General features: G+C 67.8%; 27 protein-coding genes and 1 pseudogene. 9 read left to right on the forward strand and 19 right to left on the reverse strand.

Annotation, left to right across the window (positions count from 1 at the left end):
- Positions 1 to 8 precede the first annotated feature (8 nt).
- The 5 genes from HGB39_RS12505 to HGB39_RS12525 all read right to left on the reverse strand — a co-directional run bounded on the left by HGB39_RS12505 (position 9) and on the right by HGB39_RS12525 (position 3,887).
- Positions 9 to 1,136, reverse strand: coding sequence for an acyl-CoA dehydrogenase family protein (locus HGB39_RS12505; protein WP_064079810.1), 1,128 nt, complete (start codon positions 1,134 to 1,136; stop codon positions 9 to 11).
- Positions 1,137 to 1,145: 9 nt separating this feature from the next.
- Positions 1,146 to 2,321: an acyl-CoA dehydrogenase family protein gene (locus tag HGB39_RS12510; protein ID WP_005568314.1), complete on the reverse strand. Its 1,176-nt coding sequence runs from the start codon at positions 2,319 to 2,321 to the stop codon at positions 1,146 to 1,148.
- A gap of 71 nt (positions 2,322 to 2,392) precedes the next feature.
- Complete coding sequence (locus HGB39_RS12515; protein WP_043790546.1) at positions 2,393 to 2,836, reverse strand: hypothetical protein; 444 nt, start codon at positions 2,834 to 2,836, stop codon at positions 2,393 to 2,395.
- A 23-nt stretch (positions 2,837 to 2,859) separates the two neighbouring features.
- Positions 2,860 to 3,363 carry an Rv1363c family protein gene (locus tag HGB39_RS12520; RefSeq protein ID WP_005568316.1) on the reverse strand — a complete coding sequence of 168 codons (504 nt, stop codon included), beginning with the start codon at positions 3,361 to 3,363 and terminating at the stop codon, positions 2,860 to 2,862.
- Positions 3,360 to 3,887 carry an Rv1363c family protein gene (locus HGB39_RS12525; protein ID WP_005568317.1) on the reverse strand — a complete coding sequence of 176 codons (528 nt, stop codon included), beginning with the start codon at positions 3,885 to 3,887 and terminating at the stop codon, positions 3,360 to 3,362. The genes HGB39_RS12520 and HGB39_RS12525 overlap by 4 nt, the downstream gene beginning before the upstream one ends.
- A 189-nt stretch (positions 3,888 to 4,076) precedes the next feature.
- On the opposite strand from HGB39_RS12525, the gene HGB39_RS12530 reads away from it, so the two are divergent.
- From HGB39_RS12530 to HGB39_RS40205, 6 genes and pseudogenes are all read left to right on the forward strand, one after another.
- Positions 4,077 to 4,538, forward strand: coding sequence for an Asp23/Gls24 family envelope stress response protein (locus tag HGB39_RS12530; RefSeq protein ID WP_005252221.1), 462 nt, complete (start codon positions 4,077 to 4,079; stop codon positions 4,536 to 4,538).
- Positions 4,535 to 4,849, forward strand: coding sequence for an Asp23/Gls24 family envelope stress response protein (locus tag HGB39_RS12535; RefSeq protein WP_005252220.1), 315 nt, complete (start codon positions 4,535 to 4,537; stop codon positions 4,847 to 4,849). The genes HGB39_RS12530 and HGB39_RS12535 overlap by 4 nt, the downstream gene beginning before the upstream one ends.
- The gene (locus tag HGB39_RS12540; RefSeq protein WP_005252219.1) at positions 4,846 to 5,025 is read left to right on the forward strand and encodes a hypothetical protein; all 180 of its coding nucleotides are present in this window, start codon (positions 4,846 to 4,848) and stop codon (positions 5,023 to 5,025) included. The genes HGB39_RS12535 and HGB39_RS12540 overlap by 4 nt, the downstream gene beginning before the upstream one ends.
- The gene (locus HGB39_RS12545; RefSeq protein ID WP_054245452.1) at positions 5,018 to 5,998 is read left to right on the forward strand and encodes a DUF6286 domain-containing Asp23/Gls24 family envelope stress response protein; all 981 of its coding nucleotides are present in this window, start codon (positions 5,018 to 5,020) and stop codon (positions 5,996 to 5,998) included. The genes HGB39_RS12540 and HGB39_RS12545 overlap by 8 nt, the downstream gene beginning before the upstream one ends.
- On the forward strand, positions 5,995 to 6,570 hold the full coding sequence (locus HGB39_RS12550) for an Asp23/Gls24 family envelope stress response protein (RefSeq protein WP_005258134.1): 576 nt from the start codon (positions 5,995 to 5,997) through the stop codon (positions 6,568 to 6,570). The genes HGB39_RS12545 and HGB39_RS12550 overlap by 4 nt, the downstream gene beginning before the upstream one ends.
- Before the next feature lie 21 nt (positions 6,571 to 6,591).
- Positions 6,592 to 6,780, forward strand: a pseudogene (locus HGB39_RS40205) (YciI family protein); the annotation flags it as partial.
- A gap of 71 nt (positions 6,781 to 6,851) precedes the next feature.
- Here the strand turns inward: HGB39_RS40205 and tuf are convergent.
- From tuf to HGB39_RS12625, 14 genes are all read right to left on the reverse strand, one after another.
- Positions 6,852 to 8,042: an elongation factor Tu gene (gene tuf / locus HGB39_RS12560; RefSeq protein ID WP_005252203.1), complete on the reverse strand. Its 1,191-nt coding sequence runs from the start codon at positions 8,040 to 8,042 to the stop codon at positions 6,852 to 6,854.
- A gap of 89 nt (positions 8,043 to 8,131) precedes the next feature.
- Complete coding sequence (gene fusA, locus HGB39_RS12565) at positions 8,132 to 10,234, reverse strand: elongation factor G (RefSeq protein WP_005258137.1); 2,103 nt, start codon at positions 10,232 to 10,234, stop codon at positions 8,132 to 8,134.
- A gap of 161 nt (positions 10,235 to 10,395) precedes the next feature.
- Positions 10,396 to 10,866, reverse strand: a complete 471-nt coding sequence (gene rpsG / locus HGB39_RS12570; protein WP_005252199.1) for a 30S ribosomal protein S7 — start codon at positions 10,864 to 10,866, stop codon at positions 10,396 to 10,398.
- Entirely contained in the window at positions 10,866 to 11,240 is a 375-nt protein-coding gene (gene rpsL / locus HGB39_RS12575; protein ID WP_005252198.1) for a 30S ribosomal protein S12, read from the reverse strand. The genes rpsG and rpsL overlap by 1 nt, the downstream gene beginning before the upstream one ends.
- 362 nt (positions 11,241 to 11,602) lie before the next feature.
- On the reverse strand, positions 11,603 to 12,142 hold the full coding sequence (locus HGB39_RS12580) for a DUF3558 domain-containing protein (RefSeq protein ID WP_005258138.1): 540 nt from the start codon (positions 12,140 to 12,142) through the stop codon (positions 11,603 to 11,605).
- 11 nt (positions 12,143 to 12,153) lie between these two features.
- A complete protein-coding gene (locus HGB39_RS12585; RefSeq protein ID WP_005572735.1) occupies positions 12,154 to 12,678 on the reverse strand; it encodes a DUF3558 domain-containing protein in 525 nt (174 codons plus the stop codon).
- A 38-nt stretch (positions 12,679 to 12,716) separates the two neighbouring features.
- A complete protein-coding gene (locus tag HGB39_RS12590; protein ID WP_005572736.1) occupies positions 12,717 to 13,394 on the reverse strand; it encodes a TetR/AcrR family transcriptional regulator in 678 nt (225 codons plus the stop codon).
- A gap of 59 nt (positions 13,395 to 13,453) precedes the next feature.
- Positions 13,454 to 14,254 carry an enoyl-CoA hydratase family protein gene (locus HGB39_RS12595; RefSeq protein ID WP_005572737.1) on the reverse strand — a complete coding sequence of 267 codons (801 nt, stop codon included), beginning with the start codon at positions 14,252 to 14,254 and terminating at the stop codon, positions 13,454 to 13,456.
- Positions 14,254 to 15,444, reverse strand: coding sequence for an acyl-CoA dehydrogenase family protein (locus HGB39_RS12600; RefSeq protein WP_005572738.1), 1,191 nt, complete (start codon positions 15,442 to 15,444; stop codon positions 14,254 to 14,256). Before HGB39_RS12600 ends, HGB39_RS12595 begins: the two co-directional genes overlap by 1 nt.
- Positions 15,441 to 17,450: an acetyl/propionyl/methylcrotonyl-CoA carboxylase subunit alpha gene (locus HGB39_RS12605; RefSeq protein ID WP_005572739.1), complete on the reverse strand. Its 2,010-nt coding sequence runs from the start codon at positions 17,448 to 17,450 to the stop codon at positions 15,441 to 15,443. Before HGB39_RS12605 ends, HGB39_RS12600 begins: the two co-directional genes overlap by 4 nt.
- Positions 17,451 to 17,458: 8 nt before the next feature.
- Positions 17,459 to 19,057: an acyl-CoA carboxylase subunit beta gene (locus HGB39_RS12610; RefSeq protein ID WP_005572740.1), complete on the reverse strand. Its 1,599-nt coding sequence runs from the start codon at positions 19,055 to 19,057 to the stop codon at positions 17,459 to 17,461.
- Entirely contained in the window at positions 19,054 to 20,202 is a 1,149-nt protein-coding gene (locus HGB39_RS12615; RefSeq protein ID WP_005572741.1) for an acyl-CoA dehydrogenase family protein, read from the reverse strand. Before HGB39_RS12615 ends, HGB39_RS12610 begins: the two co-directional genes overlap by 4 nt.
- Positions 20,199 to 21,905, reverse strand: coding sequence for an acyclic terpene utilization AtuA family protein (locus HGB39_RS12620; RefSeq protein ID WP_054245448.1), 1,707 nt, complete (start codon positions 21,903 to 21,905; stop codon positions 20,199 to 20,201). The genes HGB39_RS12615 and HGB39_RS12620 overlap by 4 nt, the downstream gene beginning before the upstream one ends.
- Entirely contained in the window at positions 21,902 to 22,693 is a 792-nt protein-coding gene (locus HGB39_RS12625; protein ID WP_005574412.1) for a TIGR03084 family metal-binding protein, read from the reverse strand. Before HGB39_RS12625 ends, HGB39_RS12620 begins: the two co-directional genes overlap by 4 nt.
- Between HGB39_RS12625 and HGB39_RS12630 the strand changes: the two genes are divergently transcribed.
- From HGB39_RS12630 to HGB39_RS12640, 3 genes are read left to right on the forward strand one after another with little or no spacing between them, the layout of a single operon-like run.
- Positions 22,671 to 23,639, forward strand: a complete 969-nt coding sequence (locus HGB39_RS12630) for an SDR family oxidoreductase (RefSeq protein WP_257237437.1) — start codon at positions 22,671 to 22,673, stop codon at positions 23,637 to 23,639. The two genes, HGB39_RS12625 and HGB39_RS12630, sit on opposite strands and share 23 nt — an antisense overlap.
- Positions 23,640 to 23,696: 57 nt before the next feature.
- Positions 23,697 to 24,497, forward strand: coding sequence for a crotonase/enoyl-CoA hydratase family protein (locus tag HGB39_RS12635; RefSeq protein WP_005258164.1), 801 nt, complete (start codon positions 23,697 to 23,699; stop codon positions 24,495 to 24,497).
- Positions 24,498 to 24,516: 19 nt separating this feature from the next.
- On the forward strand, positions 24,517 to 25,371 hold the full coding sequence (locus HGB39_RS12640; protein WP_005574408.1) for an EamA family transporter: 855 nt from the start codon (positions 24,517 to 24,519) through the stop codon (positions 25,369 to 25,371).
- Positions 25,372 to 25,382: the final 11 nt, after the last annotated feature.

Here is a 25,382-nt window from a genome sequence, read left to right on the forward strand (position 1 = left end):
GGGGGCGGCTAGATGATGCTGATGGCCCCCTGGGTGGTCGCCGACGCGAGCACCCGCAGGTGGTCGTCGGACCCGCCGAGGGTGTGCTCGATGGCGGTCAGCCGGCTCACGTAGTGTCCGACCGGATACTCGGCCGTCATGCCGATGCCGCCGTGCATCTGGATCGCTTCCTGCCCGATCGTGCGGGCGGAGCGGCCGATCTGCAGTTTGGCGCGCGAGGCGACCACCGGATCGACGGTTCCGTCGGCCAGCGACATCGTCGCGTAGAGACTCATGCTGCGAGCCAGTTCCAGCAGCACGTACATGTCGGCCGCACGGTGCGTGAGCGTCTGGAACTTCGCGATCGGGACACCGAACTGCTTGCGGGTCTTCAGGTACTCAGTGGTCAGCCGCAGCGCCTCCTCCATCGCGCCGACGGCCTCCGCGCCCAGTGCCGCCTGTGCCCGGATCTGCGCGCTCTCGATCGCCGACGACGCGTCGCCGCCCTCACCGAGGGGCTCCGCCGGGGTGTCCGACAGTTCCACCTGCGCGGCCCGCAGTCCATCGTGGGTCGCGTAGGCGGTGCGGGTCAGGCCGCTGGCGTCGGCGTCGACGAGGAACAGTCCGACCCCACCGTCCGGGAGTGCCGCCGTGACGACCAGTGTGTTCGCGCTACCTCCGTGCGGAACGGGGTTCTTGGTACCGGTGAGGGTCCACGCGTCGCCGTCCTTCTTCGCGGTCGTGGACACCTGGGTCGACGGCCAGCGCACACCCGGTTCCCGCTCCGCGAATGCCAGCAGGAGGTTGCCCTCGGACACGTCGGGCAGAATCCGGCGGCGCTGCTCCGTGCTGCCTGCCGCGGCGATCAGGCCGCCGGGGACGAGCACCGCGTCGAGGACGGGTTCGGGCGCGAGGCGGCGGCCGATCTCGGTCATCACCGATGCGACCTCGACCGGTCCGGCGCCCATTCCGCCGTCTTCCTCGTCGAAGCTCAGGCCCAGCAGTCCCACCTCGGCGAGTTGCTTCCACACCTGCGGGCTCCACCCCTGCTCGGTGTCGGTGACGGCGTTGCGCTTCTCCGCGTCGTAGCTGCGGCCCAGCAGTTCACGGGTGGTGTCGCGCAGCAGTTTCTGTTCGTCGGTCAGTTCGAAGTCCATGTCACGCCCTCACAATCCGAGGATCGAGGAGGCGATGATGCTGCGCTGCACTTCGCTCGATCCGCTGTAGATGGAAACCTTGCGGTAGTTCAGATACGTCGGAGTCGTCCGCTGCGCCCAGAGCGGCGAGGAGATGCCGTCACCTGCGGCGAAGGGCAGGGAGTCGGGTCCCGCGACGTCGGTGAGCAGTTCGAGGGTGGCCTGCTGCAGTTCGGACCCGCGCAGCTTCAGCAGCGACGACGCCGGGTTCGGCTTGCCGTCCGCCGAACTGGCCACCACCCGCAGCTGGGTGAGTTCGAGCGCGATGATCTCGTTCTCCAACTCGGCGATCCGGGCGGCGAACAGCGGATCGTCGAGCAGCGTCCCCTCGCCGACCGAGATCTCGGCTGCGCGTTCCTTCGCCTGCGCGAGACGGACTTTGGAGAATCCCAGCCGGGTCACACCGGTGCGCTCGTTGCCGAGCAGGAACTTGGCGTAGCTCCAGCCCTGGTTCTCCTCGCCCACGAGGTTCTCGGCAGGCACGCGCACGTCCTCGAAGAAGATCTCGTTGACCTCGTAGCCGCCGTCGATCAGCTTGATCGGGCGCACCGTGACGCCGGGCGTCTTCATGTCGACGAGGATGAACGAGATACCGGCCTGCTTCTTGGGGGCGTCCGGGTTGGTGCGAGCGAGGACGAAGATCCAGTCGGCGTGCTGCGCCAGCGTGGTCCACGTCTTCTGGCCGTTGAGCACGTAGTCGTCGCCGTCGCGGACGGCGCGGGTCTTCAGCGACGCGAGGTCGGAGCCGGCCTCGGGTTCGGAGAATCCCTGGCACCACCAGATGTCGAGGTTGGCGGTCGGGGGAAGGAACTTCTCCTTCTGCTCCTGCGAACCGAAGGCCGCGATGACCGGGCCGACCATGCTGGTGTTGAACGCGAGCGGCTCGGGCACCGACGCGAGCTGCAGTTCGTCGAGCCAGATGTGCTTCTGCACCGGCGTCCAGTCGCGGCCGCCCCACTCGACCGGCCAGTGCGGCGTCGCGAGACCGTTGGCGTTCAGAATCCGCTGGGACTCGATGAACCCTTCCTTCCCCACTTCTTCTCCACGCGCATACCGCTCGCGGATCTCCGCCGGAATCTGCGTGGTGAAGAACGTTCGCATCTCGTCGCGGAACGCCAGCTCCTCGTCGGTCAAGGCCAGATTCATCGGAATTCCTTCGCACTCGAGGTCGGATTCATGTTCTGGTCCCGACGTTACTCCCTCGTGCGGCTCACAGGTCAGGCGGTGCGGAGGACGAGCAGGTACGCACCACCGGCGGCATCGATCTGCGTCTCGACGTTCAGTTCCGGTGCGAGACGGGACAACCTGTCGAGCAACCACGCCGCCGCGTCCTCGGCGTCCGATTTGCCCGGGCACCGCGCCACCGCCACCCGGCCACCCTTGCGGCCGAGCTGTTCGACCACACCGATGATCGGAGCGGGATCGACGACGAACAACCGGTCGGGCCACGGCACGACCGGTTTGACGGCACCCTTCTTGGTGTTGCACGCACGGTGAGCGAGGCGTTCGACGCCGCCCTTCGCCTTGGCCTTCTTCGCGGTGACGACGCTGTCGATACTGGGGCCGCGCGGATCGTTGACCGACATGTCGGGATCCACCGGTTCGTCACACAGCCAGCAGCGCCACGACTCGCGGTCGCCGACCTCTCGAAGAGTACTCATGGGCGCCAACGCTACCCGTGCGGCTAGACCGGATCGAAGCCGGAAATCAGCCAGTTCTCGCCGGACTTGGTCAGCTCGACGTTGATGCTCGTCGCCGTCACCGCCGGTTCCGGTTTGGCCGCACTGGTGGTGGTCTGGTTGACGAACAACAGCACGGTCGCGGTGTCGGCCGCCACCTCGACCGGACCGGACGCGGCCACCGTCGCCCGGGTGGCCACCTGACTCTCCTTGGCCGCCGGGACGACGACGTCCGTCGTGAACTGGGTGTAGTAGTCGAGGAACTCCCCCGTCAGGCGTTCCTTTGCGGCGCCGACGTCGTTCTCCACCGTGTCCGGCTCGTACGACAGCAGGGCGATCGCGCCCTGCGAAGCGGTGTCGGTGACGGCGGCGCGGACGGTGTCGTCGACACGCTTGTCGGGCCGGTAGAGCGTGAAGTACAGAACCCCCGCCAGCACGGCCGCGACCGCGGTGAGCGCGCCCAGGATCAGGAGGAGTCTGCGCGACTTCGGCGATGCGTCGGTACTCACTGCACGAACCCTGCCTTCACGATCTTGTATGTGCCGTCCTCGAGTTGCATCGTCACGCGCATTCTCTGACCGCGTGGCTCCTCGGCAGCGCCGCCCGCGTTGGACACCTTCTGCGCGACCGCCACGAGCACGTCCGCGGAGTCGCCGTTCTGCGTCTCGATCGCAGCCTGGCGCACCTCCCCCTGGGACTTGACCTTGGCCTCCTGCATGACCGCGATCAGGTCTGCGGACCGGGCTTCGAATTCGTCGCGGAATTCTCCGGCCGAGCCGTCGAGCACCTTCTGCACGTCCTCGTCGGCCCGCTCGAAGTCCATCGTCGTCAGATCGACGACGCCCTGGCGCGCTGCATCGAGGATCTCGGATCTCTGCTGCGCCTCCTGCTCCGCCTGCCGGTGCGTGTAGCCGAAATAGCCGCTGACCGCGACGAACGCGAGCGTGAGGACGGCCAGAACCACGACACTCGCGGTGACGGCCGGCGTCCGGGCCTGGGGAGCGGCGTCCTCACCGGTGGGCTCTTCCGCCATGGAGTTCCTTTCGTCGTGCCCCGCCTCTGTTACCTGCATCACGTCAGATGCTACCGGGTGGTCATATCAAATATTTTTCGGTGTCATTCGTCGGCAGATCCGCGGGTGCAAAGGCGCGTGGGAGACCCCGCGTACGGTCGGTGATCATTACTGTTGAGGAGAAGGCAGGCGACTCGAAGGGGATCCACGATGACCAGCGATTCAGGCGCACGCAGCCGCGTGCAGTTCGGTGCCGGGGCGACGCCGGAACTCGTCAGTTCCGAGGGACGGACCATCATCGCGGACGCAGTGGTTGCCAAGATCGCCGGTATCGCCACCCGTGAGATCAACGGCGTCTACGACGTCGGCGGCGGCACCGCACGCGCTGTCGGCGCTCTCCGCGATCGGATCCCCGGCGCCCGCGTCAACCACGCCCAGGGCGTCGCCGTCGAAGTCGGCGAGAAGCAGGCCGCCATCGACATCGGCATCGTCGCGGAATACGGCGTCGCACTGCACGAACTCGCGGTCGGCATCCGGCGAAACGTCATCGCGGCCGTCGAGCGCATGACCGGGCTCGAAGTGACCGAAGTGAACATCACCGTCTTCGACGTCATGCTGTTCGACGAATCCGAGGCCGCGTCCGAGCTCGACGGCAAACCGAGGGTGCAGTGACCGGACCACTTCCACCGGACACCCACGCCGAGGACATCTCCGAACGCATCGTCGCTGCCGTCCTCGCAACCCCCGGGGTGGCAGCGATGCACGGCGGCGCGTTCGGTGAAGTCGCGACCTACCTGCCCGGACGCCGGGTGACCGGGGTGACCGTCGGCCCCACGTCCTGTGCCGTCCACCTCGCGGCGCGCTACCCCGCCAACGTCGTCGACACCGCCGAAAGAGTGCGGGCCGCAGTGGAATCGCTGGTGGACGTCCCCGTCGACGTGACCATCGAAGATCTCCTGACAGAGACAGGACAAGCTCAATGAACAGCACAATCACAGGCCTGATCGTCGGGTTACTTCTCGCCATCGCCGGCATCCTCGGTGGTTTCAGCGGATTCGTCTTCGCCGTCCTCCTCGGCGCGCTGGGCATGGCCGTCGGCGCGCACCGCGACGGCCACCTCGATCTCGGCGCCATCCTCCGAAGCCGCGGCCGTGGCTGAACCCTTCACCGCACCCTCCGCCGGTCCCCACGCCGACACGGCGCTCGACGACACCGCCCTGCGCGGCGAACTGGTCATCAAGGAGCGCGCCGTCGTGAAGATCGCCGTCGCCGCGGCGCTTCAGGTACCCGGCGTCGTCAAGCAGTCCGGTGGGCTGTCTCGCCTGACGGGCCGGGAACTGCCCCGAGCCGACGTCTCGACGGGAGCGGGCGCCGTCGCGATCAACCTGTACATCGCGGTGCAGTGGCCGTGTCACCTCGACCTCGTCAACCGCCGGCTCCGCGCGCAGGTGCACCGTCAGGTCGAACAGATGACGGGCATGCCGGTCATCGAACTCAACATCGTGGTCGTCGGAACGGAATCCGCAGCCCCCGAAGACAGTTCGACCGAAAGCCGCTACTCCGAACAAGGCGACCCTGCCGTGCCGCCCGCCCCGGTGGCACCCATCCGGCCACGCACGCCGCGTGCGACTCCGGCCGCCGTGCCCGCCGCAATCATCGTCGCCGTCGGGGCCCTCGGTCTCGCGGTCGTCGCGGCGCGTGAGCTGCTCATCATGCGCGGCACCTTCGCCAACGCGCCCTGGATCCGCAACACCGTGCAATGGCTGGGCCGGCTGCACTGGTCCGAGTGGATCGTCCCCGCTGCGGCAGGCGCGATCGTCCTGGGGGTCGTGTTCATCGTCGCGGCCCTCAAACCGCGGCCGCGCACCCACCTGCCGCTCGCCGTAGGTGACACCCCGATCGTCTGGCTGCGCCCCACGGACCTCGCTCGCAATTCCAGTAGCCACGCCAAGACCGTCCCCGGGGTGCTGTCGGCGCACACGACGGTCGACCGCAAGCACGTCACCGTCCGCGTGGTGCGCACCGAATCGACACCCGCCGGCGACGTGGCCATCTCCGTCCGCGAGGCGGTGGAACCGACGCTGTCGCTGCTCGGCACGTCCCCCGAACTCCGAGTGCAGGTGAAGCCGTGAGACATCGGACCGCCGCCGTCAACCGGCTCATCGTCCTGATCGTCGGGCTCGCGCTTCTCGGGTTCGGCGCCTACGCCATGGCCTGGGACCTCCAGGTTCCGATCGTCCGCGAATGGGTGTCGCGGTACGACCGCGCGCGCGTCACCGCACTCCCCGACCAGGACTGGTGGGGCTGGGCGCTCGCCGCCACGGTCGTCGTGGGACTGGTCTTCGGGATCGTGCTCCTCGCCCTGGACCTCACCCGCCGACGCACGTCCCCCGTCGCCGTACCTGATCGCGAATCGGGCACCTACGTGACTGTCGACCTCGGCTCCCTCGCCAACGGGGTCGCCAGTGAACTCGCCCAGTACCCCGGAGTCCGGCAGACACGCGCTCGCGCCGTCATCGAACGCGGCCTCCCCACCCTGTCGATCGTCGTGACCGCCGACCCCACCCTCGACATCTACGACTTCACGCGCAAATCCGAGGACGTCGCGTCGTGGGTCGCATCGACCCTCGGTGGTGAAGAGGTCGCCACCCAGGTCCTGCTCCACCTCGACCGCGCCGACCACCCGGTGCACGTCGAAAGCTGACGCGGGGCGTGGGAGTACCTCGACGCGTTCGCCGCGGAAGGTGGGCTGCTCGGTCTCGGACCGTTCGACGACCCGGCGAGCAACGGGTCCATGGCGATCTTCAGCAGCCGCGAGCGCGCAGAACAGTTCATCGCCCGCGACCCGTTCGTCCTCGAAGGCATCGCGCATCCCGGCGACATCCGAGAATGGGATGCGTTGAACTACCGCTGAAGTCCGTACCCCGAAAACGCCAATGGCGCCCACCCCGGAGGGTGAGCGCCATTGGCGTTGGTGGAGCTAGATCACTTGTTGATCTTCGTGACCTTGCCGGCGCCGACGGTACGGCCGCCTTCGCGGATCGCGAAGCGCAGGCCCTCGTCCATGGCGACGGGCTGGATCAGCTTGACGGACATCTCGGTGTTGTCACCGGGCATGACCATCTCGGTGCCCTCGGGCAGCGTCACAACGCCCGTCACGTCCGTGGTACGGAAGTAGAACTGCGGACGGTAGTTGTTGAAGAACGGCGTGTGGCGGCCGCCCTCGTCCTTGGACAGGATGTACGCCTGGCCCTCGAACTCGGTGTGCGGGGTGGTGGTGCCGGGCTTGACGACAACCTGTCCACGCTCGACATCTTCGCGCTTGATACCACGAACCAGCAGACCGACGTTGTCACCGGCCTGGCCCGAGTCGAGGAGCTTGCGGAACATCTCGATACCCGTGACCGTGGTCTTGGTCTTGGTTTCCTTGATGCCGACGATCTCGACGTCCTCGTTGACGTTGATCACGCCACGCTCGATACGACCGGTGACGACGGTGCCACGACCGGTGATCGTGAAGACGTCCTCGACGGGCATGAGGAAGGGCTTCTCGGTCTCGCGGACCGGGTCCGGGATGGACTCGTCAACCGCAGCCATGAGCTCGAGGATGTTCTTGGTCCACTCGGGGTCGCCCTCGAGCGCCTTGAGTGCGGAGACCTTGACAACCGGAGCGTCCTCGTCGAACTCCTGCGCAGCGAGGAGCTCACGGACCTCCATCTCGACGAGCTCGATGATCTCGTCGTCGTCCACCATGTCGGCCTTGTTCAGGGCGACGAGGATGTACGGCACGCCGACCTGGCGGGCGAGCAGCACGTGCTCACGCGTCTGGGGCATCGGGCCGTCGGTGGCCGCGACCACGAGGATGGCGCCGTCCATCTGCGCCGCACCGGTGATCATGTTCTTGATGTAGTCGGCGTGACCGGGAGCATCGACGTGCGCGTAGTGGCGCTTCTCGGTCTGGTACTCAACATGCGAGATGTTGATCGTGATACCGCGAGCCTTCTCCTCAGGAGCCTTGTCGATCTCGTCGAAGGCCGAAGCCTCGTTGAGATCCGGGTACGCGTCGTGCAGAACCTTGGTGATGGCCGCGGTCAGCGTGGTCTTGCCGTGGTCGACGTGACCGATGGTGCCGATGTTCACGTGCGGCTTCGTCCGCTCGAACTTCGCCTTCGCCACTGTGTGTCCTCCTGGACTGATTGATGCTTGCGGTATGCAGCAGTGCGGTTGTTATTACTGGGTCGTGCTTCGGCCGGCTGGAACCGAGGTTACTCGCCGGTCGCCTTGGCGATGATTTCCTTCGAGACGTTCGCGGGAACCTCTGCGTAGGAATCGAACACCATGGAGAAGTTCGCCCGGCCCTGGGTCTTCGACCGCAGATCACCGATGTAACCAAACATCTCCGAGAGCGGAACCAGCGCCTTCACGACACGGGCACCACTGCGTTCCTCCATGGCCTGGATCTGGCCACGGCGGGAGTTCAGGTCGCCGATCACATCACCCATGTACTCCTCGGGTGTGGTGACCTCGACAGCCATGAGCGGCTCGAGAATGACCGGGCCGGCCTTGCGGGCGGCTTCCTTCAGCGCCTGCGAACCGGCAACCTTGAAGGCCATTTCCGACGAGTCGACGTCGTGGTATGCACCGTCGAGCAGCGACAGCTTCAGGTTCACCAGCGGGTAGCCGGCAAGAACGCCGTACTGCATCGCGTCCTGCGCGCCTGCATCCACGGAAGGGATGTACTCGCGAGGGATGCGGCCGCCGGAGACCTTGTTCTCGAACTCGTAGGTGGCACCGTCTTCGCCGACGAACGGCTCCAGCGCGATGATCACCTTGGCGAACTGGCCCGATCCACCCGTCTGCTTCTTGTGGGTGTAGTCGTGCTTCTCGACCTTCTTGGTGATGGTCTCGCGGTAGGCGACCTGCGGCTTGCCGACGTTGGCCTCGACCTTGAACTCGCGACGCATACGGTCGACGAGGATGTCGAGGTGGAGCTCGCCCATGCCGCCGATGACGGTCTGGCCGGTCTCCTCGTCGAGCTCGACGGAGAACGTCGGGTCCTCTTCGGCGAGCTTCTGGATCGCGGTGCCCAGCTTCTCCTGGTCGGACTTGGTCTTGGGCTCGATCGAGACCTGGATGACCGGGTCCGGGAAGCTCATGGACTCGAGCACGATCGGCGCGTCCTGTGCACACAGGGTGTCACCGGTCGTCGTGTCCTTCAGACCGATCATCGCGTAGATGTGGCCGGCCACGGCCTCGTCGACCGGGTTCTCCTTGTTGGCGTGCATCTGGAAGAGCTTTCCGATGCGCTCCTTCTTGCCCTTGGTCGCGTTCATGACCTGGGCGCCCGGATCGATCCGGCCGGAGTACACGCGGACGAACGTCAGCTTGCCGAAGAACGGGTGCGAAGCGATCTTGAAGGCCAGAGCCGAGAACGGCTCTTCCTTGCTCGGCTTACGCGTGAGGATCTCTTCTTCGTTGCCCAGGGCGTGACCCTGAACCTCGCCGATGTCCAGCGGGTTCGGCAGGTAGTCGATGACCGCGTCGAGCATGGGCTGAACGCCCTTGTTCTTGAACGCGGAACCACACAGCACCGGGTACAGCTCGGAGTTGACCGTCATCTTGCGGATGGCGCCCTTGATCTCCTCGACGGAGAGCTCCTCGCCGGCGAAGTACTTCTCCATGAGCTTCTCGTCGGACTCGGCGACCGTCTCGAGCAGCTTCTCGCGGTACTCGGCAGCCTTGTCGGCGAGATCGGCCGGGATCTCCTCGATGGTGGGCTCGGCGCCGATGGCGACCGTGCCACGCCAGGTGACAGCCTTCATCTCGACCAGGTCGACGACACCGTCGAAGTCGTCCTCGGCGCCGATCGGCAGCTGGAGAACGAGCGGCTTCGCGCCGAGGCGGTCGATGATGGTCTGGACCGTGAAGTAGAAGTCCGCGCCCATCTTGTCCATCTTGTTGACGAAACAGATGCGCGGAACGTCGTACTTGGCGGCCTGACGCCACACCTGCTCCGACTGGGGCTCGACGCCCTCTTTGCCGTCGAACACTGCGACGGCGCCGTCGAGCACGCGGAGCGAACGCTCCACCTCGACGGTGAAGTCGACGTGGCCCGGCGTGTCGATGATGTTGATCTGGTTGTTGTTCCAGAAGCAGGTCACCGCGGCAGAGGTGATCGTGATGCCGCGTTCCTTCTCCTGTTCCATCCAGTCCGTGGTCGAGGCACCGTCGTGCGTCTCACCGATCTTGTAGTTGACACCGGTGTAGAACAGGATGCGCTCGGTGGTCGTGGTCTTGCCGGCATCGATGTGCGCCATGATGCCGATGTTGCGGACCTTGTTCAGGTCGGTCAGCACTTCCTGTGCCACAGGATTCTTCCCCGCTCGTAGCTCGTGTATCGGGTGTCGGCCTCCCCGGTGTTCCACCAGCGGGGCCATTGTCTCGAGTTGTAGATCAGCCGGTCCCCGGTAGGGGCCCGACGTGCGACGACGCCGGAGCAGTCACGGTAGGTGACTGCTCCGACGTGACGTCACCAGCGGTAGTGGGCGAATGCCTTGTTGGCTTCGGCCATCTTGTGAGTGTCCTCACGGCGCTTCACAGCGGCACCCAAGCCGTTGCTGGCATCGAGGAGCTCGTTGGCGAGACGCTCGACCATGGTCTTCTCGCGGCGCTGCCGGGAGAAGGTCACGAGCCAGCGGAGCGCGAGGGTGGTGGAGCGGCCCGGACGGACCTCGACCGGCACCTGGTAGGTGGCGCCACCGACACGGCGGCTGCGGACCTCGAGGGCAGGCTTGACGTTGTCCAGTGCGCGCTTGAGAGTGACGACCGGATCGGTGCCGGTCTTCTCGCGCGCCTGCTCGAGTGCTTCGTAGACGATGCGCTCGGCGGTGGACTTCTTGCCGTCCAGGAGAATCTTGTTGACGAGCTGCGTCACCAGGGGCGAACCGTAGACCGGGTCGTTGATGAGCGGACGCTTCGGAGCGGGGCCCTTACGTGGCATTAGCTCTTCTCCTTCTTGGCGCCGTAGCGGCTGCGGGCCTGCTTGCGGCCCTTGACACCCTGGGTGTCGAGCGAGCCACGGATGATCTTGTAGCGCACACCGGGGAGGTCCTTCACACGACCACCGCGGACGAGCACCATCGAGTGCTCCTGCAGGTTGTGACCCTCGCCCGGGATGTAAGCGGTGACCTCGACGGAGCTGGTCAAGCGCACACGCGCGACCTTACGGAGCGCCGAGTTCGGCTTCTTCGGGGTGGTGGTGTACACGCGGGTGCACACGCCACGACGCTGCGGGCTGCCCTTGAGGGCTGCCGTCTTGACCTTCGCGGTCTTGTCGCGGCGGCCCTTGCGGACCAGCTGGTTGATGGTTGGCATTTACCGGCTTTCTTCGTGTTGAACAGACTGCTCTGGACAAGCAACCTTGGCTGTTCTGAAATTAGGGATCTAGCAGTTGGGGCAAGAGAGCTGCTGCCCCTCACCCGCACCTCGAGCTGCACCCGAGGTCGGGTGTGTCGCATACCCCCACACAGGCAGCCGGATGCTCGTTCCATGCAGAAATCTGCACGAACGCGCGCACGGCAATACCTCGCTAGGCACACAGATCGGCCCGGGCATGCCGGACACGACCCACAACGATACCCGGCGGCGCGCCGGAAGGTCAAAGTGGGCTGGCAGTGGTAAGGGCTGACCTGCGATGTGGGGTGCTGCTCGGAGCTGTCGGTACGGACACGGGCACATCAACTACTCAGATTGAGCGTCAGATCCGCAAGCGTCGATGCCGCTTCACACGGGTCTGCCGCCCCCGTCTGGAACTGTACCCACCAGCCGACGACGCCCGCGGAGGGTGATCCGACCGTCACTCCGCACGCCCCCGGATCGCCGGGGGGACGCATCACGACGGCCTTGCGCCCCTGGATGGTGGAGGACTCCACCGTGTAGCCGAGCTTCTCGCCGGTCGACTTCTCCGTGTCGAGAGAACCCGTCTCGAACCAGTTGAACGTCACCTTCACGGGACCGTTGGCGCCGACCGCGTCCCAGCGGCAGATCGCGCCGAAGAAGCCCCGTTCGATGGCGTCGGCGCCGACGGTCTGGGCGATCTGTTCGTCGGCGACGGCGTTGCACTCCTCCAGCAGGGCCGTGAACTGTTCGGTGTCACCGGACGAGGACGCCCCTTCAGCCCTGGGTGAGCCCTCGATCGTCGACCCGCACCCCGCGATCAGCCCGACCGCGGTGGCCGCGGCCAGCACCCGAACCGCACGCCACGTCCCGCCGTTCATCACTCCCCCGCTCATTTGGCCCTCGACACGCTGAGTTCGGCGAGATCGCGCGCCACCGTGCACGGGTCCGCCGCGGGTTGCGCGTCCGCGTACATCACCGACCAGTGGACGAAGTCGCCCCCGAACTCCACGCCGAGTTCACACAGAATTCCTTCGGACGATGCGATGAATCCGGGGTGCCCCTGGATGTCGATGTCGGTGGCCGGCCTGCCGATCAGCTCGGAACCTGCCCGCTCGCGGCCGATGGGACTGCCGCGGTACCAGGAGAACGTCACGCTGGGACCGCCTATTCCTGCGGTTTCCCACTCGCAGCCGACGGAATTTCGCGTCACGCCGGTGAAGGGCGGCATCCCGAACGCCTTCGCGACCTCGTCGTCGGTGACCGAACCGCACTGACCGAAGAACGGGCCCGGATCGGTCACCTGCGGGAGTTGCTGCGCGGCAGGCTCGGTACCGGAATCGTCTCCGTCTCCCCCACAGCCGGCCAGACCGGCGGCGACGGTGATCAGGACGAGCGCTCTCCATTTCCGGCCCATGGTCGGTGACTCTACCGATCCCCGCGCTCTTTGCCCGGTCAGTCGAGAACGGCCGCGTCCAGCATCGGCGGCTGTACCGACTGACCGCTCCGCGGGTGTGCCGACTGGCCGCTCCGCGGCTGTCCGGACGGTAACGCCGCATCCAGCTGCGCCGCCCACTGCCGCACGATCTCCGCTCGTCGTTTGGAGTCGTCCGTGAGCACGTCGGCGAGGCCTAGTCCGCGGGCGAGATCCAGGGTGGCCTGGACGAGCCGGTGCGCCACCGGATCGGCGTCGTCGAATCCGAAGTGTTCGACGGCGGTGCGGTGCGCGATCCGCCCGAACCGTTCCTCGAGCGGCACGATCCGGGCCCGGAGTTCGGGGTCGGCGGCCGCGGCCGTCCAGACCTGCAGCGCCGCCTTGAACAGGGTGCCCGTGTAGTAGTCGACGAGCCGCGACACCACGGCCTCGGTGCGCCCCTCCCCGGTCGGCAGGTCGGTGGCCTCGCGCCGGGCCTGCTCCATCCGGGCATCGAACATGACCTCGAGCGCTGCGGTGATGAGGTCCTCGCGGGTCGGGAAGTGGTGCTGGGTCGCGCCGCGGGACACCCCGGCGCGCTGGGCGACGAGGCTCACCGTGGTGGCACCCCAGCCCAGCTCGGCGAGGCAGTCGATGGTGACCTCGAGGAGATGCCCGCGCGTGACCCGGCTACGGTCCTGCTTCGGTTCGCGGGTCATGTGTCACTTCCTCTCGTCGCGCTGCGCGCCCGTGAGTGCTCGACGAGTCCTGAGACTCGTCAACCACGCACGGGGCCGGAGGCCCATCTCGGCGGCCGCTTCTGCAGGAACGCCATCATGCCTTCCCGCGCCTCCTCGGATTCGAACAGCCTCGCCGACTGGGCGGTCAGCTCGTCGGTGTAGCGGTCGAAATCGGCGAGCACACTGCGCGTCGTCAGGGTCTTCGACTCGGCCAGGCCCTGCGGCGACGCCTGCCGCAACTGGTCGAGCACTTCCTCGACGGTGTCCTCGGGATCCTCGGCGGACTCGCTGATCAGCCCGATGGCCTCCGCCTCGTGGGCACCGAACTTCTCGCCCGTGAGGAGGTAGCGGCTCGCGGCGCGCGAATCGATCCGGGGCAGCACGGTCAACGAGATGATCGACGCGGCGAGTCCGAGCCGGACCTCGGTGAGCGCGAACGTGCTGCGCGGACCGGCGACGGCGATGTCGCAGGCCCCGACCAAGCCCATGCCCCCGGCCCTGACGTGACCGTCGATCCGGGCGATCACCGGCTTGGGCAACTCGACGATGGCCCGCAGCAGGTCGGCCATCTGCCGGGTGCGCGAGCCGACGTCGCCGGACGTCTCACTCAGATCCGCGCCGGCGCAGAACGTGCCGCCGGTGTGGGTGAGGACGATGCCTCGGACGTCGTTGTCCGCGGCGGCGTCCCGCAATCCCTGCAGCAGTTCGTCCACGAGCCTGCCGGAGATCGCGTTCCTGTTGTGGGGCGAATCGAGGGTGAGGGTGGCGAACCCCCGGTTCACCTCGTACCGGACGTACCGGTCGGCTTCCACGTCGGTCATGTGCTGTCCGTTCGACATCAGTACGACTTCGGCAACCCGAGCGAGTGTTGGGAGACGAAGTTGAGGATCATTTCCCGGCTCACCGGGGCCACTCGTGCGATGCGTGCCGCGCCGAGCATCGCCGCGAGACCGTATTCCTTGGTCAGGCCTGCGCCGCCGTGTGTCTGGACGGCCTGGTCGAGTGCCTTGATGCTGGCCTCGGCGGCGGCGTACTTGGCCATGTTGGCGGCCTCGGCGGCGCCGAAGTCGTCGCCGCTGTCGTAGAGGACGGCCGCCTTCTGCATCATCAGCTTGGCGAGTTCGAGTTCGATCTTGATCTGCGCCAGCGGATGCGCGATGCCCTGGTGCGCGCCGATCGGCTCCTTCCACACCGTGCGTTCCTTCGCGAACCGCACCGCGGCGCCCAGCGCGTAGCGGCCCATGCCGATCGCCATGGCGGCGCCGAGGATGCGTTCGGGGTTGAGACCCGCGAACAGCTGCATCAACGCCGCATCGGCCTCGCCGACGAGGGCGTCGGCGGGTAGCCGGACGTCGTCGAGGAACAGCATGAACTGGTGGTCGGGCTCGACGATATCCATCTCCATCGGCGTCTTCACGAAGTTCGCGGCGTCGGTGGGGACGATGAACAGGGCAGGTTTCAGCTTGCCGGTCTTCGAGTCCTCGGTCCGCGCGACGATCAGCACGGCGTCGGCCTGGTCGACCCCGGAGATGTAGATCTTGTTCCCCGACAGCAGCCAGTCCTCGGCTTGACCATCACCCCTCGCTTCGCTCGACCGGACCCGACGCGCGGTGGTCGTGATCTGGTGCGAGTTCGAACCCGCGTCGGCCTCGGTGATGCCGAACGCCATGATCTTCGAACCGTCGGCGAGGCCGGGGAGCCAGGTCTGTTTCTGCTCCTCGGTGCCGTACTTGCCGATGATCGTGCCGCAGATGGCCGGCGACACGACCACCAGCAGGAGGCCGGCGCCGTGGGCCGCGAGTTCTTCCTGGACGAGGGCGAGTTCGTAGATGCCTGCGCCGCCGCCCCCGTATTCCTCGGGGAGATTGACGCCGAGGAAACCGAGTTTGCCCGCCTCGTTCCACAATTCGGTCAGCGGTTCACTGCGCCGCGCCCGGGGCAGCACGTAGTCGACGTAGTTGAATCGCTCCCCGAGCCTCGACACGGAGGCGCGGAGTTCCTTCTGTTCTTCGGTCTCGATGAAGCTCATGACACTCCTTCAGGCTGCGCTGCTTCGACTACTGCCAGGACCGTTCCCACGTCGACCTGCTGACCGGCGGTCACGGAAAGTTCGGTGAGGACACCGGAAGCCGGCGCCTTGATCGTGTGTTCCATCTTCATCGCCTCGAGCCACACGATCGGCTGACCGGCGGTCACGGTGTCGCCGGCCGCGGCGCCGAGGCGGATGACGGAACCCGGCATCGGCGCGAGTAGCGACCCCTCGGCGACGACGGCGCTCGGATCGGTGAATCGAGGTGCGGCGTGCAGGCTCACCGGGCCCAGGGCGGAGTCGACGAACACGTCGTCCCCGTACCGGGACACCTCGAACGAGCGGCGCAGCCCCGCGACGTCCAGTGCGACGTGCCGCGCCGTGGCCGACACGAGCGCGACGTCGTCGAAGCCCTCGGCCTTCAGCCCGTACCGGGTGAGCAGGTACCGGATCTCGATGTCACCGTCGGTTCCCGTGAACGTCTTGCTCTGCGGCGCGGACGCCAGGTTCCGCCATCCGCTGGGCAGCGAGGTGTTCACGGTCGCGACGTCGCGGTTGTGCGCGGCGTCCGCGAGTGCGGCGGCCAGCGCCGACAGTCGCTCGGTGTCGGCCGAGGCCAGCGGGCGCGCCAGCACGTCCAGCCCGTGTGTGTCGAAGAAGGCGGTGTCCGTGTCGCCGGCAAGGAATGCCGGGTGGCGGAGCACGTTGACGAGGAGGTCGCGGTTGGTGCGCAGTCCGTGGATCTGCGCGCGGCTCAGGGCCGCTGCCAGCCGCGTGGCCGCCTGCGTGCGGGTGGGCGCGAACGAGATGACTTTCGCGAGCATCGGGTCGTAGTGCACGCCGACGGTGGATCCGTCGACCACACCGGAGTCGAGGCGGATGCCCGGGGTGCGGAGAACGTCGAATTCGACCGCGTTCCCGGGCAGGTCCAGGCGGTGGACCGGTCCACTCTGTGGCTGCCAGTTCTGCGCCGGATCCTCGGCGTACAGCCGGACCTCGATGGAATGGCCGGACACGGCGGGCGATTCGGCGCCGAGCGCCTGCCCGGACGCCACCTGCAGCTGCAGTTCCACGAGGTCGAGGCCAGTGGTGCATTCGGTGACCGGGTGTTCCACCTGCAGCCGGGTGTTCATCTCGAGGAAATAGAAGTCACCCTGGTCCGGGTCGTCTCCCCCTCGCTCCGCTCGACCGGAAGCCAGGAACTCGACCGTTCCCGCACCCTCGTAGTCGATGGCCTTCGCCGCGAGCCGGGCGGCCTCGAACAGTCGCTCGCGCATCCCGGGGACGGCTTCGACCAACGGTGACGGCGCCTCTTCCACCACCTTCTGGTGCCGCCGCTGGATGGAGCATTCACGCTCCCCCACCGCCCAGACGGTTCCCTGCCGGTCGGCCATCACCTGGACCTCGATGTGCCTGCCCGTTTCCAGGTAGCGCTCGCAGAACACGGTCGGGTCGCCGAACGCCGACTGCGCTTCGCGGCGGGCGCCTTCCAGCTGTTCCGGAAGGTCCGCGAGCTCACGCACGACGCGCATGCCGCGTCCGCCGCCGCCTGCGGACGCCTTGACGAGTACCGGCAGGTCCGCTTCGGTGACGGCACCCGGGTCGAGTTCGGCCAGCACCGGGACTCCGGCGGCGGCCATCATCTTCTTGGACTCCACCTTCGAACCCATCATCTCGATGGCGGGCGCGGGCGGCCCGATCCACGTCAGCCCCGCGTCGTGGACGGCGCGCGCGAAGTCCGCATTCTCGGAGAGGAACCCGTAGCCGGGGTGGATGGCATCGGCGCCGGCGAGCAGTGCCGCCTCGATGACGAGGTCACCGCGCAGGTACGTGTCGGCAGGACTGTTGCCCGGCAACCGGACCGCGGTGTCGGCCTCGGCGACGTGCGGGCTGAGGGCGTCGGCATCCGAGAACACGGCGACGGTCCCGATGCCTGCGCGGCGGCAGGTGGCGAAGATGCGGCGGGCGATCTCACCACGATTGGCAACCAGTACGGACTGGATCATGTCGGGCCTCACATCCGGAAGACGCCGAAGTTCTCGGCGCCTTCGATCGGGGCGTTGGCAATGGCCGACAGGCACATTCCCACCACGGTTCGGGTGTCGCGCGGGTCGATCACGCCGTCGTCGTAGAGGCGACCGGACAGGAACATCGGCACGGATTCCGCCTCGATCTGGTTCTCGATCATGGCGCGCATGCCTGCGTCGGCCTCTTCGTCGAACGCCTGCCCGCGGGCCTCGGCGGAGGCGCGGCTGACGATGGAGATGACACCGGCCAGCTGCGCCCCGCCCATGACCGCGGATTTGGAACTGGGCCAGGCGAACAGGAATCGCGGGTCGAACGCGCGTCCGCACATGCCGTAGTGACCGGCGCCGTAGGACGCGCCGAGCAGGATCGAGATGTGCGGGACGGTGGAGTTGGATACGGCGTTGATCATCATCGAACCGTGCTTGATCATCCCGCCCTCCTCGTACTCCCTGCCCACCATGTATCCGGTCGTGTTGTGCAGGAACAACAGTGGGGTGTGCGAGCGGTTGGCCAGCTGGATGAACTGGGTCGCCTTCTGCGATTCCTCGCTGAAGAGCACGCCGCGCGCGTTGGCGAGGATGCCCACCGGGTATCCGTGCAGCTCGGCCCAGCCCGTGACGAGTGACGATCCGTACATCGGCTTGAACTCGTCGAAATCGGAGCCGTCGACGATGCGGGCGATCACCTCGCGGGGATCGAACGGGATCTTGAGGTCGGCGGGGACGATGCCGAGCAGTTCCTCGGGGTCCGCGAGCGGTTCGATGACCTCGGCCCGGGGCGCGGGACCCTGCTTCTTCCAGTTCAGGCGCTTGACGATGCTGCGGCCGATCCGGATGGCGTCCTGCTCGTCGACCGCGAAGTAGTCGGCGAGGCCGGACTTGCGGGCATGCATCTCGGCGCCGCCGAGGGTTTCGTCGTCGGATTCCTCACCGGTGGCCATCTTCACGAGGGGCGGTCCGGCGAGGAACACCTTGGATCGTTCCTTGATCATGACGACGTGATCGGACATGCCGGGGATGTACGCGCCGCCCGCCGTCGAATTGCCGAAGACGAGGGCGATGGTCGGGATACCCGCGGCGGAGAGCTGGGTGAGGTCGCGGAACATGCGGCCACCGGGTATGAACACTTCCTTCTGAGTGGGAAGGTCCGCGCCGCCGGATTCCACGAGGGAGATGACGGGGAGCCGGTTCTGCCGGGCGATGTCGTTGGCGCGGAATCCCTTCCGCAACGTCCACGGATTGCTGGTGCCGCCGCGGACAGTCGGGTCGTTGGCGACGATCAGGCACTCGACGCCTTCCACCACACCGATGCCGACGACGGTGCTGGCGCCGACCGGGAAGTCGCTGCCCCACGCCGCGAGCGGGCACAGTTCGAGGAACGGCGAGTCGGGGTCGAGGAGCAGTTCGATTCGCTCCCGGGCGAGCAGCTTGCCGCGCTTCTTGTGCCGCTCGGTGTACTTCTCGCCGCCGCCCGCGAGCGCCTTGGCGTGCTCGGTGTCGATCTCGGCGAGCTTGTCCGTCATGGCCTTCGCCGCCGCGGCATACTCTTCGGAACCAGTGTCCAGCGTGGACTTCAACGTGGTCATGACTGATACCCCAATCGCTTGGCCGCGAGCCCCGTCAGGATCTCGGTGGTACCGCCACCGATCCCGAGGATGCGCATGTCGCGGTACTGCCGTTCCACTTCGCTCTCCCGCATGTAGCCGAGGCCGCCGAACAGCTGGACGGCCTGGTTGGCCACCCATTCGCCCGACTCGACGGCGGTGTTCTTCGCGAAGCAGACCTCCGCGATGAAGTCCTCGTTCGACACGAGCGAACGCTCCACCAGCGCTCTGGTGTAGACGCGGGCCACGTCGGTCTTGCGCGCCATCTCCGTGACCGTGTTCTGCACCGACTGCCTGCTGATCAGCGGACGGCCGAACGTCTCGCGGTCGCGCACCCACTGCAGCGTGAGGTCGAGGCACCGTTGCGCGCTCGAATAGGCCTGCGCGGCGAGGGCGATGCGCTCGGTGAGAAACGCCTGGGCGATCTGCGCGAACCCGCTGTTCTCCTCGCCGACAAGATTGGCGGCGGGCACCCGGGCGTCGACGAACGACAACTCGGCCGTGTCCGACGCACGCCAGCCCATCTTGTCGAGTTTGCGGGCCACCTCGAATCCCGATGTGCCCTTCTCGATCACGAGCAGGGAGACCCCGGACGCGCCGGGACCGCCGGTGCGGACTGCGGTGACCACGAAGTCGGCCCGGACAGCGGACGTGATGAACGTCTTGGACCCGTTGACGACGAAGTGGTCGCCGTCGCGGACCGCCGTGGTCCGCAGATGCCCGACGTCGGAACCGCCGCCGGGTTCGGTGATGGCGAGCGAGCCGATGAGCTCGCCGCGCAGGGTGGGGCGGACCCACTTCTCGATCTGCTCCGGGTCACCGGCCGCCGCGAGGTGCGGCAGCGCGATTCCCGACGTGAACAGGGAAGCGAACGCGCCACCCGATGCACCTGCCTGGTGGAATTCCTCGCAGATCAGCACCGCGTCGACGAGGTCTCCGCCCTCGCCCCCGACGGATTCGGGGAAGCCGGCGCCGAGCAGACCCAGCTCGGCGGCCTCCCGGTGCAGCGCGCGGGGCAGTTCGCCGTCGCGTTCCCACTCGTCCAGGTGCGGCAGTATCTGTCGTTCGACGAAGCTGCGCACCGTCTTGCGCAGTTCCTGCCGCTCGGGTGAATCCCACACGCTCACAACGTTGTCCCTTCGGGAAGGAGTGCTTCCGGTATGTCGACGTGCCGGGATCTCAGCCATTCGCCGAGACCCTTGGCCTGCGGGTCGAACCGGGCCTGGGACGCGACGCCCTGCCCGAGGATTCCCTCGATCACGAAGTTGACGGCGCGCAGTTTCGGCAGCACATATCTCGTGACGGTGAGGTCGGCGGCCTCCGGGAGAAGGCGCTTCACTTCGTCGACGGTCAGCGCGTGGGCCAGCCACCGCCACTGCTCGTCGGTGCGCACCCACACACCGACGTTCGCGTTGCCGCCCTTGTCACCGCTGCGCGCTCCGGCGATGGTCCCGAGCGCCACCCGCACCGTGGGTTCGGTGCCCCGCGGCTCCGGGAGCGCGGGCTCGGCGACGTCCTCGAGTTCCCGGACGTCGGTGGCGGGTTCGATGTCGACGCGCGTTCCGTCCGGCAGCACCGCGACGTGCGGCACCTCCTTGGCGTACACGTATCCCGGGGTGAACACGCCGTAGGGCTGACCCTGCCCGGGTGGCGCCGTCAGCGTGAAGCCGGGGTAGCTCGCCAGTGCCATTTCGACTGCGACGGAGGAGAATGCGCGCCCGACTGCGTTGGCGTCCGAATCCCGGACCACGCAGCGCAGCAGCGCGCTCGCGGCCTCCTCGGTGTCGGCGTCCGGGTGATCGGTGCGGGCGAGTGACCAGTCGAGTTCGGCCGGCCGGGTGGGAAGCCACCCCTCGAGCTGCCGCTTCACCAGGGCCGCCTTGGCCTCGATGTCGAGGCCGGTGAGGACGAACACGGCCTCGTTGCGGAAACCCGCGAGCGTGTTCAGCGACACCTTGAGCTGCGGCGGCGGCGCCTCGCCGACGACGCCACTGATGCGCACCCGGTCGGGGCCGTCCTGCGACAGTGCGGCGGAATCGATTCGCGCGGTCACGTCGGGACCGGCGTAGCGGCCACCGGTGATCTCGTACAGCAACTGCGCGGTGACGGTGCCGACGTTCACGGCGCCACCGGTCCCGGGGTGCTTGGTGATGACGGACGATCCGTCCGAGTCGATCTCGGCGATCGGGAATCCGGGACGGTCGAGGTCGCCGATCTCGGTGAAGAACGCGTAGTTGCCGCCCGTCGCCTGGGTGCCGCACTCGATGACGTGCCCGGCCACCACGGCGCCGGCGAGCTGGTCGAAAGCGTCTCGCCGCCAGCCGAAGTGTGCGGCCGCCGGGCCCACGATCACGGACGCGTCGGTGACACGCCCGGTGACGACGACGTCGGCGCCGGCGTTCAGGCAGTCGACGATGCCCCACGCGCCGAGGTAGGCGTTGGCGGTCAGCGGGCTGCCCAGCCCCAGTTCTGCGGCCCGGCCGATCAGGTCGTCGCCTTCGACGTGGGCGACCGTCGCCTGCAGCCCCAGCTTGTCGTTCACCTCCCGCAACGCGTCCGCGAGACCGGCCGGGTTGAGCCCGCCGGCGTTGGCGACGATGCGGACACCCTTGTCCAGGGCCAGCCCGAGGCAGTCCTCCGCCTGACGGAGGAACGTCTTCGCGTAGCCGCGGTTCGGGTCCTTCATGCGGTCGCGGCCGAGGATCAGCATGGTGAGTTCGGCGAGGTAGTCGCCGGTCAGATAGTCGAGTTCGCCGCCCTCGAGCATCTCGCGCATCGCCGACAGCCGGTCGCCGTAGAAGCCGGAGCAGTTGCCGATCCGCACGGTCATCGGGTTCCCGCCTCACGGCCGCCGCCCGCGGGGCCGGCGAAGGCCTGAGCGATGTTCAGCCACGCGTCCGCATCCGCGCCGGTAGCCTCGAGGGCGAGATCGGCTCGGTTCGCGCGCTGGGTGACGAGGAGGCAGAAGTCCTCGGCGGGTCCGGTGACCTTCTGCGCGGCGTCCTCGGGGCCCCACGTCCAGAGGGACACTCCGTCGGGGGCGCTCAGTTCGACGCGGAACTCCTCCGCGGGTGGGGCGAGTTCGTTGACGGCGTAGGCGAAGTCGCGGGTGCGGACACCGAGGTGGGCGATGCTCTTCAACCGCTCGGTGGGTGTGCGCGGCACCGAGAGCGCGTCGGCGACGTCCTGGCCGTGCGCCCACGTCTCCATCAATCGGGCGGTGGCCATCGAGGCCGCCTTCATCGGCGGGCCGTACCAGAGGATCTTCTGTCCCGGCGGCACCGCCAGGAGGGCCTCCGCGAGTCGAGCCCGGGCCGAGCGCCAGGCGGCGAGCAGTTCCGTCGGTTCCCTGCGGGCGTGCTCCTCGGCGCCGGCGTCGACGAAGCCGGCGGGGTTCGAGGCGGCCACCGTCAGTTGCTCGGTGAAGCCGTCGGGGTCGGTGATCGCCAGGAGGGCGGCCTCGTCGGTCCACAGCAGATGTCCGATCTGGTGGGCGATGGTCCAGCCCTCGGCCGGTGTCGGATCGGCCCAGCGGGAGTCGGGGAGGTCGGCGACCAGGGCATCCAGCGAATCGCTCTCGGCGCACAAGTCATCGATGAACCTCTGCAGTTCAGCCATGCGACCAGCATCACACCGACCCAATAAAAAAGCAAGCACGATTGATTGTTATTTGCCTGCGGATCGTCCGGCGAGCTGCCACGCTGGTCAGGTGATACGACAGTTGCTCACCCGTGCCGCGCTCAACCCACTGCCCTCCCCGCGCGCAGTGGCCGCCCGAGTCGTACCGGGAACCGGCCACCGCATCGCCGGGAAGCGGATCCTCGTCACCGGCGGTTCCTCGGGGGTCGGTGAAGCGGCCGCACGCCGGCTCGCCGACCTCGGCGCGGAGGTCGTCCTCGTGGCCCGCGGCTCCGACGCCCTCGAGTCCGTGCGCGACGACATCCTGCGGTCCGGTTGCGACGCGCACGCCGTACCCTGCGACCTCACGGACCCGGAGTCCGTCGACGCCCTCGTCGCGCAGGTGCTCGGGGAGATCGGCCCCGTCGACGTTCTCGTCAACAACGCCGGACGGTCGATCCGGCGGACGGTCGAGGACTCGCTGGACCGCTTCCACGACTTCGAACGCACCATGGCCGTCAACTACTTCGGCTCGACGCGACTGACCCTCGCGTTGCTCCCGTCGATGATCGAGCGTCGCAAGGGCCACATCATCAACGTCGCGACGTGGGGCGTGCCCGCCGGCGTCATGCCCAAGTTCTCCGCCTACCACGCGTCCAAGGCGGCCGTCGGCGCGTTCGGCCGAAGCCTCGGCGCCGAAGTGCGCGACCGCGGAATCTCCGTGACCACCCTGGACTTTCCCTTGGTCCGGACGCCGATGATCGCGCCCACCACGGACTACGACGCGATGGCGGCCCTGACGCCCGAGCAGGCGGCGGAATGGTTCGTGACCGCCGTGCGTACCCGCCCGATCGAACTGCTCCCCAGTTACGCCGAACTGTTCCGGGTGCTCGGCACGTTCGCGCCGTCCGCCACCGACGCACTGGTACGGCGCACCGGCATCTGAGCGCAATGACAGACTGGGACGGTCTCGAATCCGCGCTCACACCCAAGGGAGTCGTCCATGACCGACGCCGTGCTCACCACCCGCGAAGGCGACATCGTCACCTGGACGCTCAACCGTCCGGAGGCGCGCAACCCGATCTCCGAGCCGGACGTGATCGAGGCGCTCGAGAATGCGGTGGCCCAGGTCAACGGTGATCCCAGTGTGCGCGTCGCGATCGTCACGGGTGCGGGTTCGGCGTTCTCCTCCGGCGGCAACGTCAAGCACATGCGCGACCGCGCCGGAATGTTCGGCGGCTCCCCCGCCGACCTGCGGCAGGGTTACCGGCACGGCATCCAGCGCATCCCGCTCGCCCTCTACCACTGCGAGGTGCCGACCATCGCCGCCGTCAACGGACCCGCGATCGGCGCCGGATGCGACCTGTCGCTGATGTGCGACATGCGGATCGCGTCCACGGCCGCCGTGTTCGCGGAGAGCTTCGTCAAGGTCGGACTCGTCCCCGGCGACGGCGGCGCCTGGTTCCTGCCGCAGGCCGTCGGGATGGCGCGGGCCAGCGAGATGGCGTTCACCGGCGACGCGATCGACGCCGCGAAAGCCCTGGAGTGGGGACTCGTCTCGCAGATCACCGAACCCGAGGAACTCCTCGGCGCGGCACGGGCGCTCGCCGACCGGGTGGCGGTCAACCCGCCGCAGGTGCTGCGGATGACCAAGAAGCTGCTCCGCGAAGGCCGTCACCAGAGCCTCGAGAGCCTCCTCGAACTGTCGGCCGCCATGCAGTCGCTCGCCCATCACACCGCGGACCATCACGAGGCGGTCGGTGCGATGCTCGATCGCCGCAGCCCGAACTTCACCGGCCAGTGAACCCGGGCATCGCACACCGGTGACAGCGGAGCCGCGCAGTCAGCTTCTTCCCGTCGTCTCGGTCCTCGGATCGGTGCTGTCCGTCCAGTTCGGCGCCGCCTTCGCGAGCACCCTGTTCGAGGAGGTGGGCGCCAGTGGCGCGGTGTCGCTGCGACTGACGATCGCGGCGATCATCCTCGGGGTGATCGTGCGGCCGCGGTGGCGACGGTGGACACGAACGCAGCGCGAGGGCATCCTCGCACTCGGAGTGGCGCTCGCCGTGATGAATTCGGCGTTCTACGAGGCCCTCGCGCGGCTGCCCCTCGGCACCGCCGTCACCATCGAATTCCTGGGTCCGCTCACCCTCGCCGCCGTGCTGTCGCGAAGACTGCGGGACGGTGTGTGGGTACTGGCGGCGCTGACCGGCGTGGTCATGCTCGGCCTGCGCGAGAACTCGGGCACCGCGTCCCTCGACCTCGTGGGGGTCTGTTTCGCGCTCACCGCAGGTGCGGCATGGGCCGGTTACATCGTCGCCGGCTCGAACCTCGCGGCCACGGTTCCCAGCGCGGACGGCCTCGCCGGGGCGAGCATCGTCGCGGCGGCCCTGACGCTTCCGCTCGGCGCGGTGTCCGGCGGCACCGCACTGTTCGACCCCCGAATCCTTGCCGTCGGTGCGGCGGTGGCCCTGCTGTCCTCGGTGATTCCGTACTCGCTCGAGCTACGGGCGCTGCAGGTGATGAGCAAGAAGGTGTTCGCCGTGCTCATCGCGCTGGAACCGGCGGCCGCGACCCTTGCCGGGGTGATCGTGCTCGGGCAGGTCCTCGGACTGCAGTCGCTGGCCGCGATCGCGCTCGTCGTCGCGGCCGGAGTCGGCTCCGTCCTGAGCAACCGGTAGCGGCACGGCCG

It is taken from the genome of Rhodococcus opacus (assembly GCF_012396235.1).
GTDB classification, from domain to species: domain Bacteria; phylum Actinomycetota; class Actinomycetes; order Mycobacteriales; family Mycobacteriaceae; genus Rhodococcus_F; species Rhodococcus_F opacus.

Bases quoted from the DNA above. Each gene is read 5' to 3' on its own strand.
- HGB39_RS12505 (WP_064079810.1), bottom strand. From the start codon at position 1,136: ATGGACTTCGAACTGACCGACGAACAGAAACTGCTGCGCGACACCACC.
- HGB39_RS12510 (WP_005568314.1), bottom strand. From the start codon at position 2,321: ATGAATCTGGCCTTGACCGACGAGGAGCTGGCGTTCCGCGACGAGATG.
- HGB39_RS12515 (WP_043790546.1), bottom strand. From the start codon at position 2,836: ATGAGTACTCTTCGAGAGGTCGGCGACCGCGAGTCGTGGCGCTGCTGG.
- HGB39_RS12525 (WP_005568317.1), bottom strand. From the start codon at position 3,887: ATGGCGGAAGAGCCCACCGGTGAGGACGCCGCTCCCCAGGCCCGGACG.
- HGB39_RS12530 (WP_005252221.1), top strand. From the start codon at position 4,077: ATGACCAGCGATTCAGGCGCACGCAGCCGCGTGCAGTTCGGTGCCGGG.
- HGB39_RS12540 (WP_005252219.1), top strand. From the start codon at position 4,846: ATGAACAGCACAATCACAGGCCTGATCGTCGGGTTACTTCTCGCCATC.
- rpsG (WP_005252199.1), bottom strand. From the start codon at position 10,866: ATGCCACGTAAGGGCCCCGCTCCGAAGCGTCCGCTCATCAACGACCCG.
- rpsL (WP_005252198.1), bottom strand. From the start codon at position 11,240: ATGCCAACCATCAACCAGCTGGTCCGCAAGGGCCGCCGCGACAAGACC.
- HGB39_RS12580 (WP_005258138.1), bottom strand. From the start codon at position 12,142: ATGAACGGCGGGACGTGGCGTGCGGTTCGGGTGCTGGCCGCGGCCACC.
- HGB39_RS12585 (WP_005572735.1), bottom strand. From the start codon at position 12,678: ATGGGCCGGAAATGGAGAGCGCTCGTCCTGATCACCGTCGCCGCCGGT.
- HGB39_RS12590 (WP_005572736.1), bottom strand. From the start codon at position 13,394: ATGACCCGCGAACCGAAGCAGGACCGTAGCCGGGTCACGCGCGGGCAT.
- HGB39_RS12595 (WP_005572737.1), bottom strand. From the start codon at position 14,254: ATGTCGAACGGACAGCACATGACCGACGTGGAAGCCGACCGGTACGTC.
- HGB39_RS12600 (WP_005572738.1), bottom strand. From the start codon at position 15,444: ATGAGCTTCATCGAGACCGAAGAACAGAAGGAACTCCGCGCCTCCGTG.
- HGB39_RS12605 (WP_005572739.1), bottom strand. From the start codon at position 17,450: ATGATCCAGTCCGTACTGGTTGCCAATCGTGGTGAGATCGCCCGCCGC.
- HGB39_RS12610 (WP_005572740.1), bottom strand. From the start codon at position 19,057: ATGACCACGTTGAAGTCCACGCTGGACACTGGTTCCGAAGAGTATGCC.
- HGB39_RS12620 (WP_054245448.1), bottom strand. From the start codon at position 21,905: ATGACCGTGCGGATCGGCAACTGCTCCGGCTTCTACGGCGACCGGCTG.
- HGB39_RS12630 (WP_257237437.1), top strand. From the start codon at position 22,671: ATGAACCTCTGCAGTTCAGCCATGCGACCAGCATCACACCGACCCAAT.
- HGB39_RS12625 (WP_005574412.1), bottom strand. From the start codon at position 22,693: ATGGCTGAACTGCAGAGGTTCATCGATGACTTGTGCGCCGAGAGCGAT.
- HGB39_RS12635 (WP_005258164.1), top strand. From the start codon at position 23,697: ATGACCGACGCCGTGCTCACCACCCGCGAAGGCGACATCGTCACCTGG.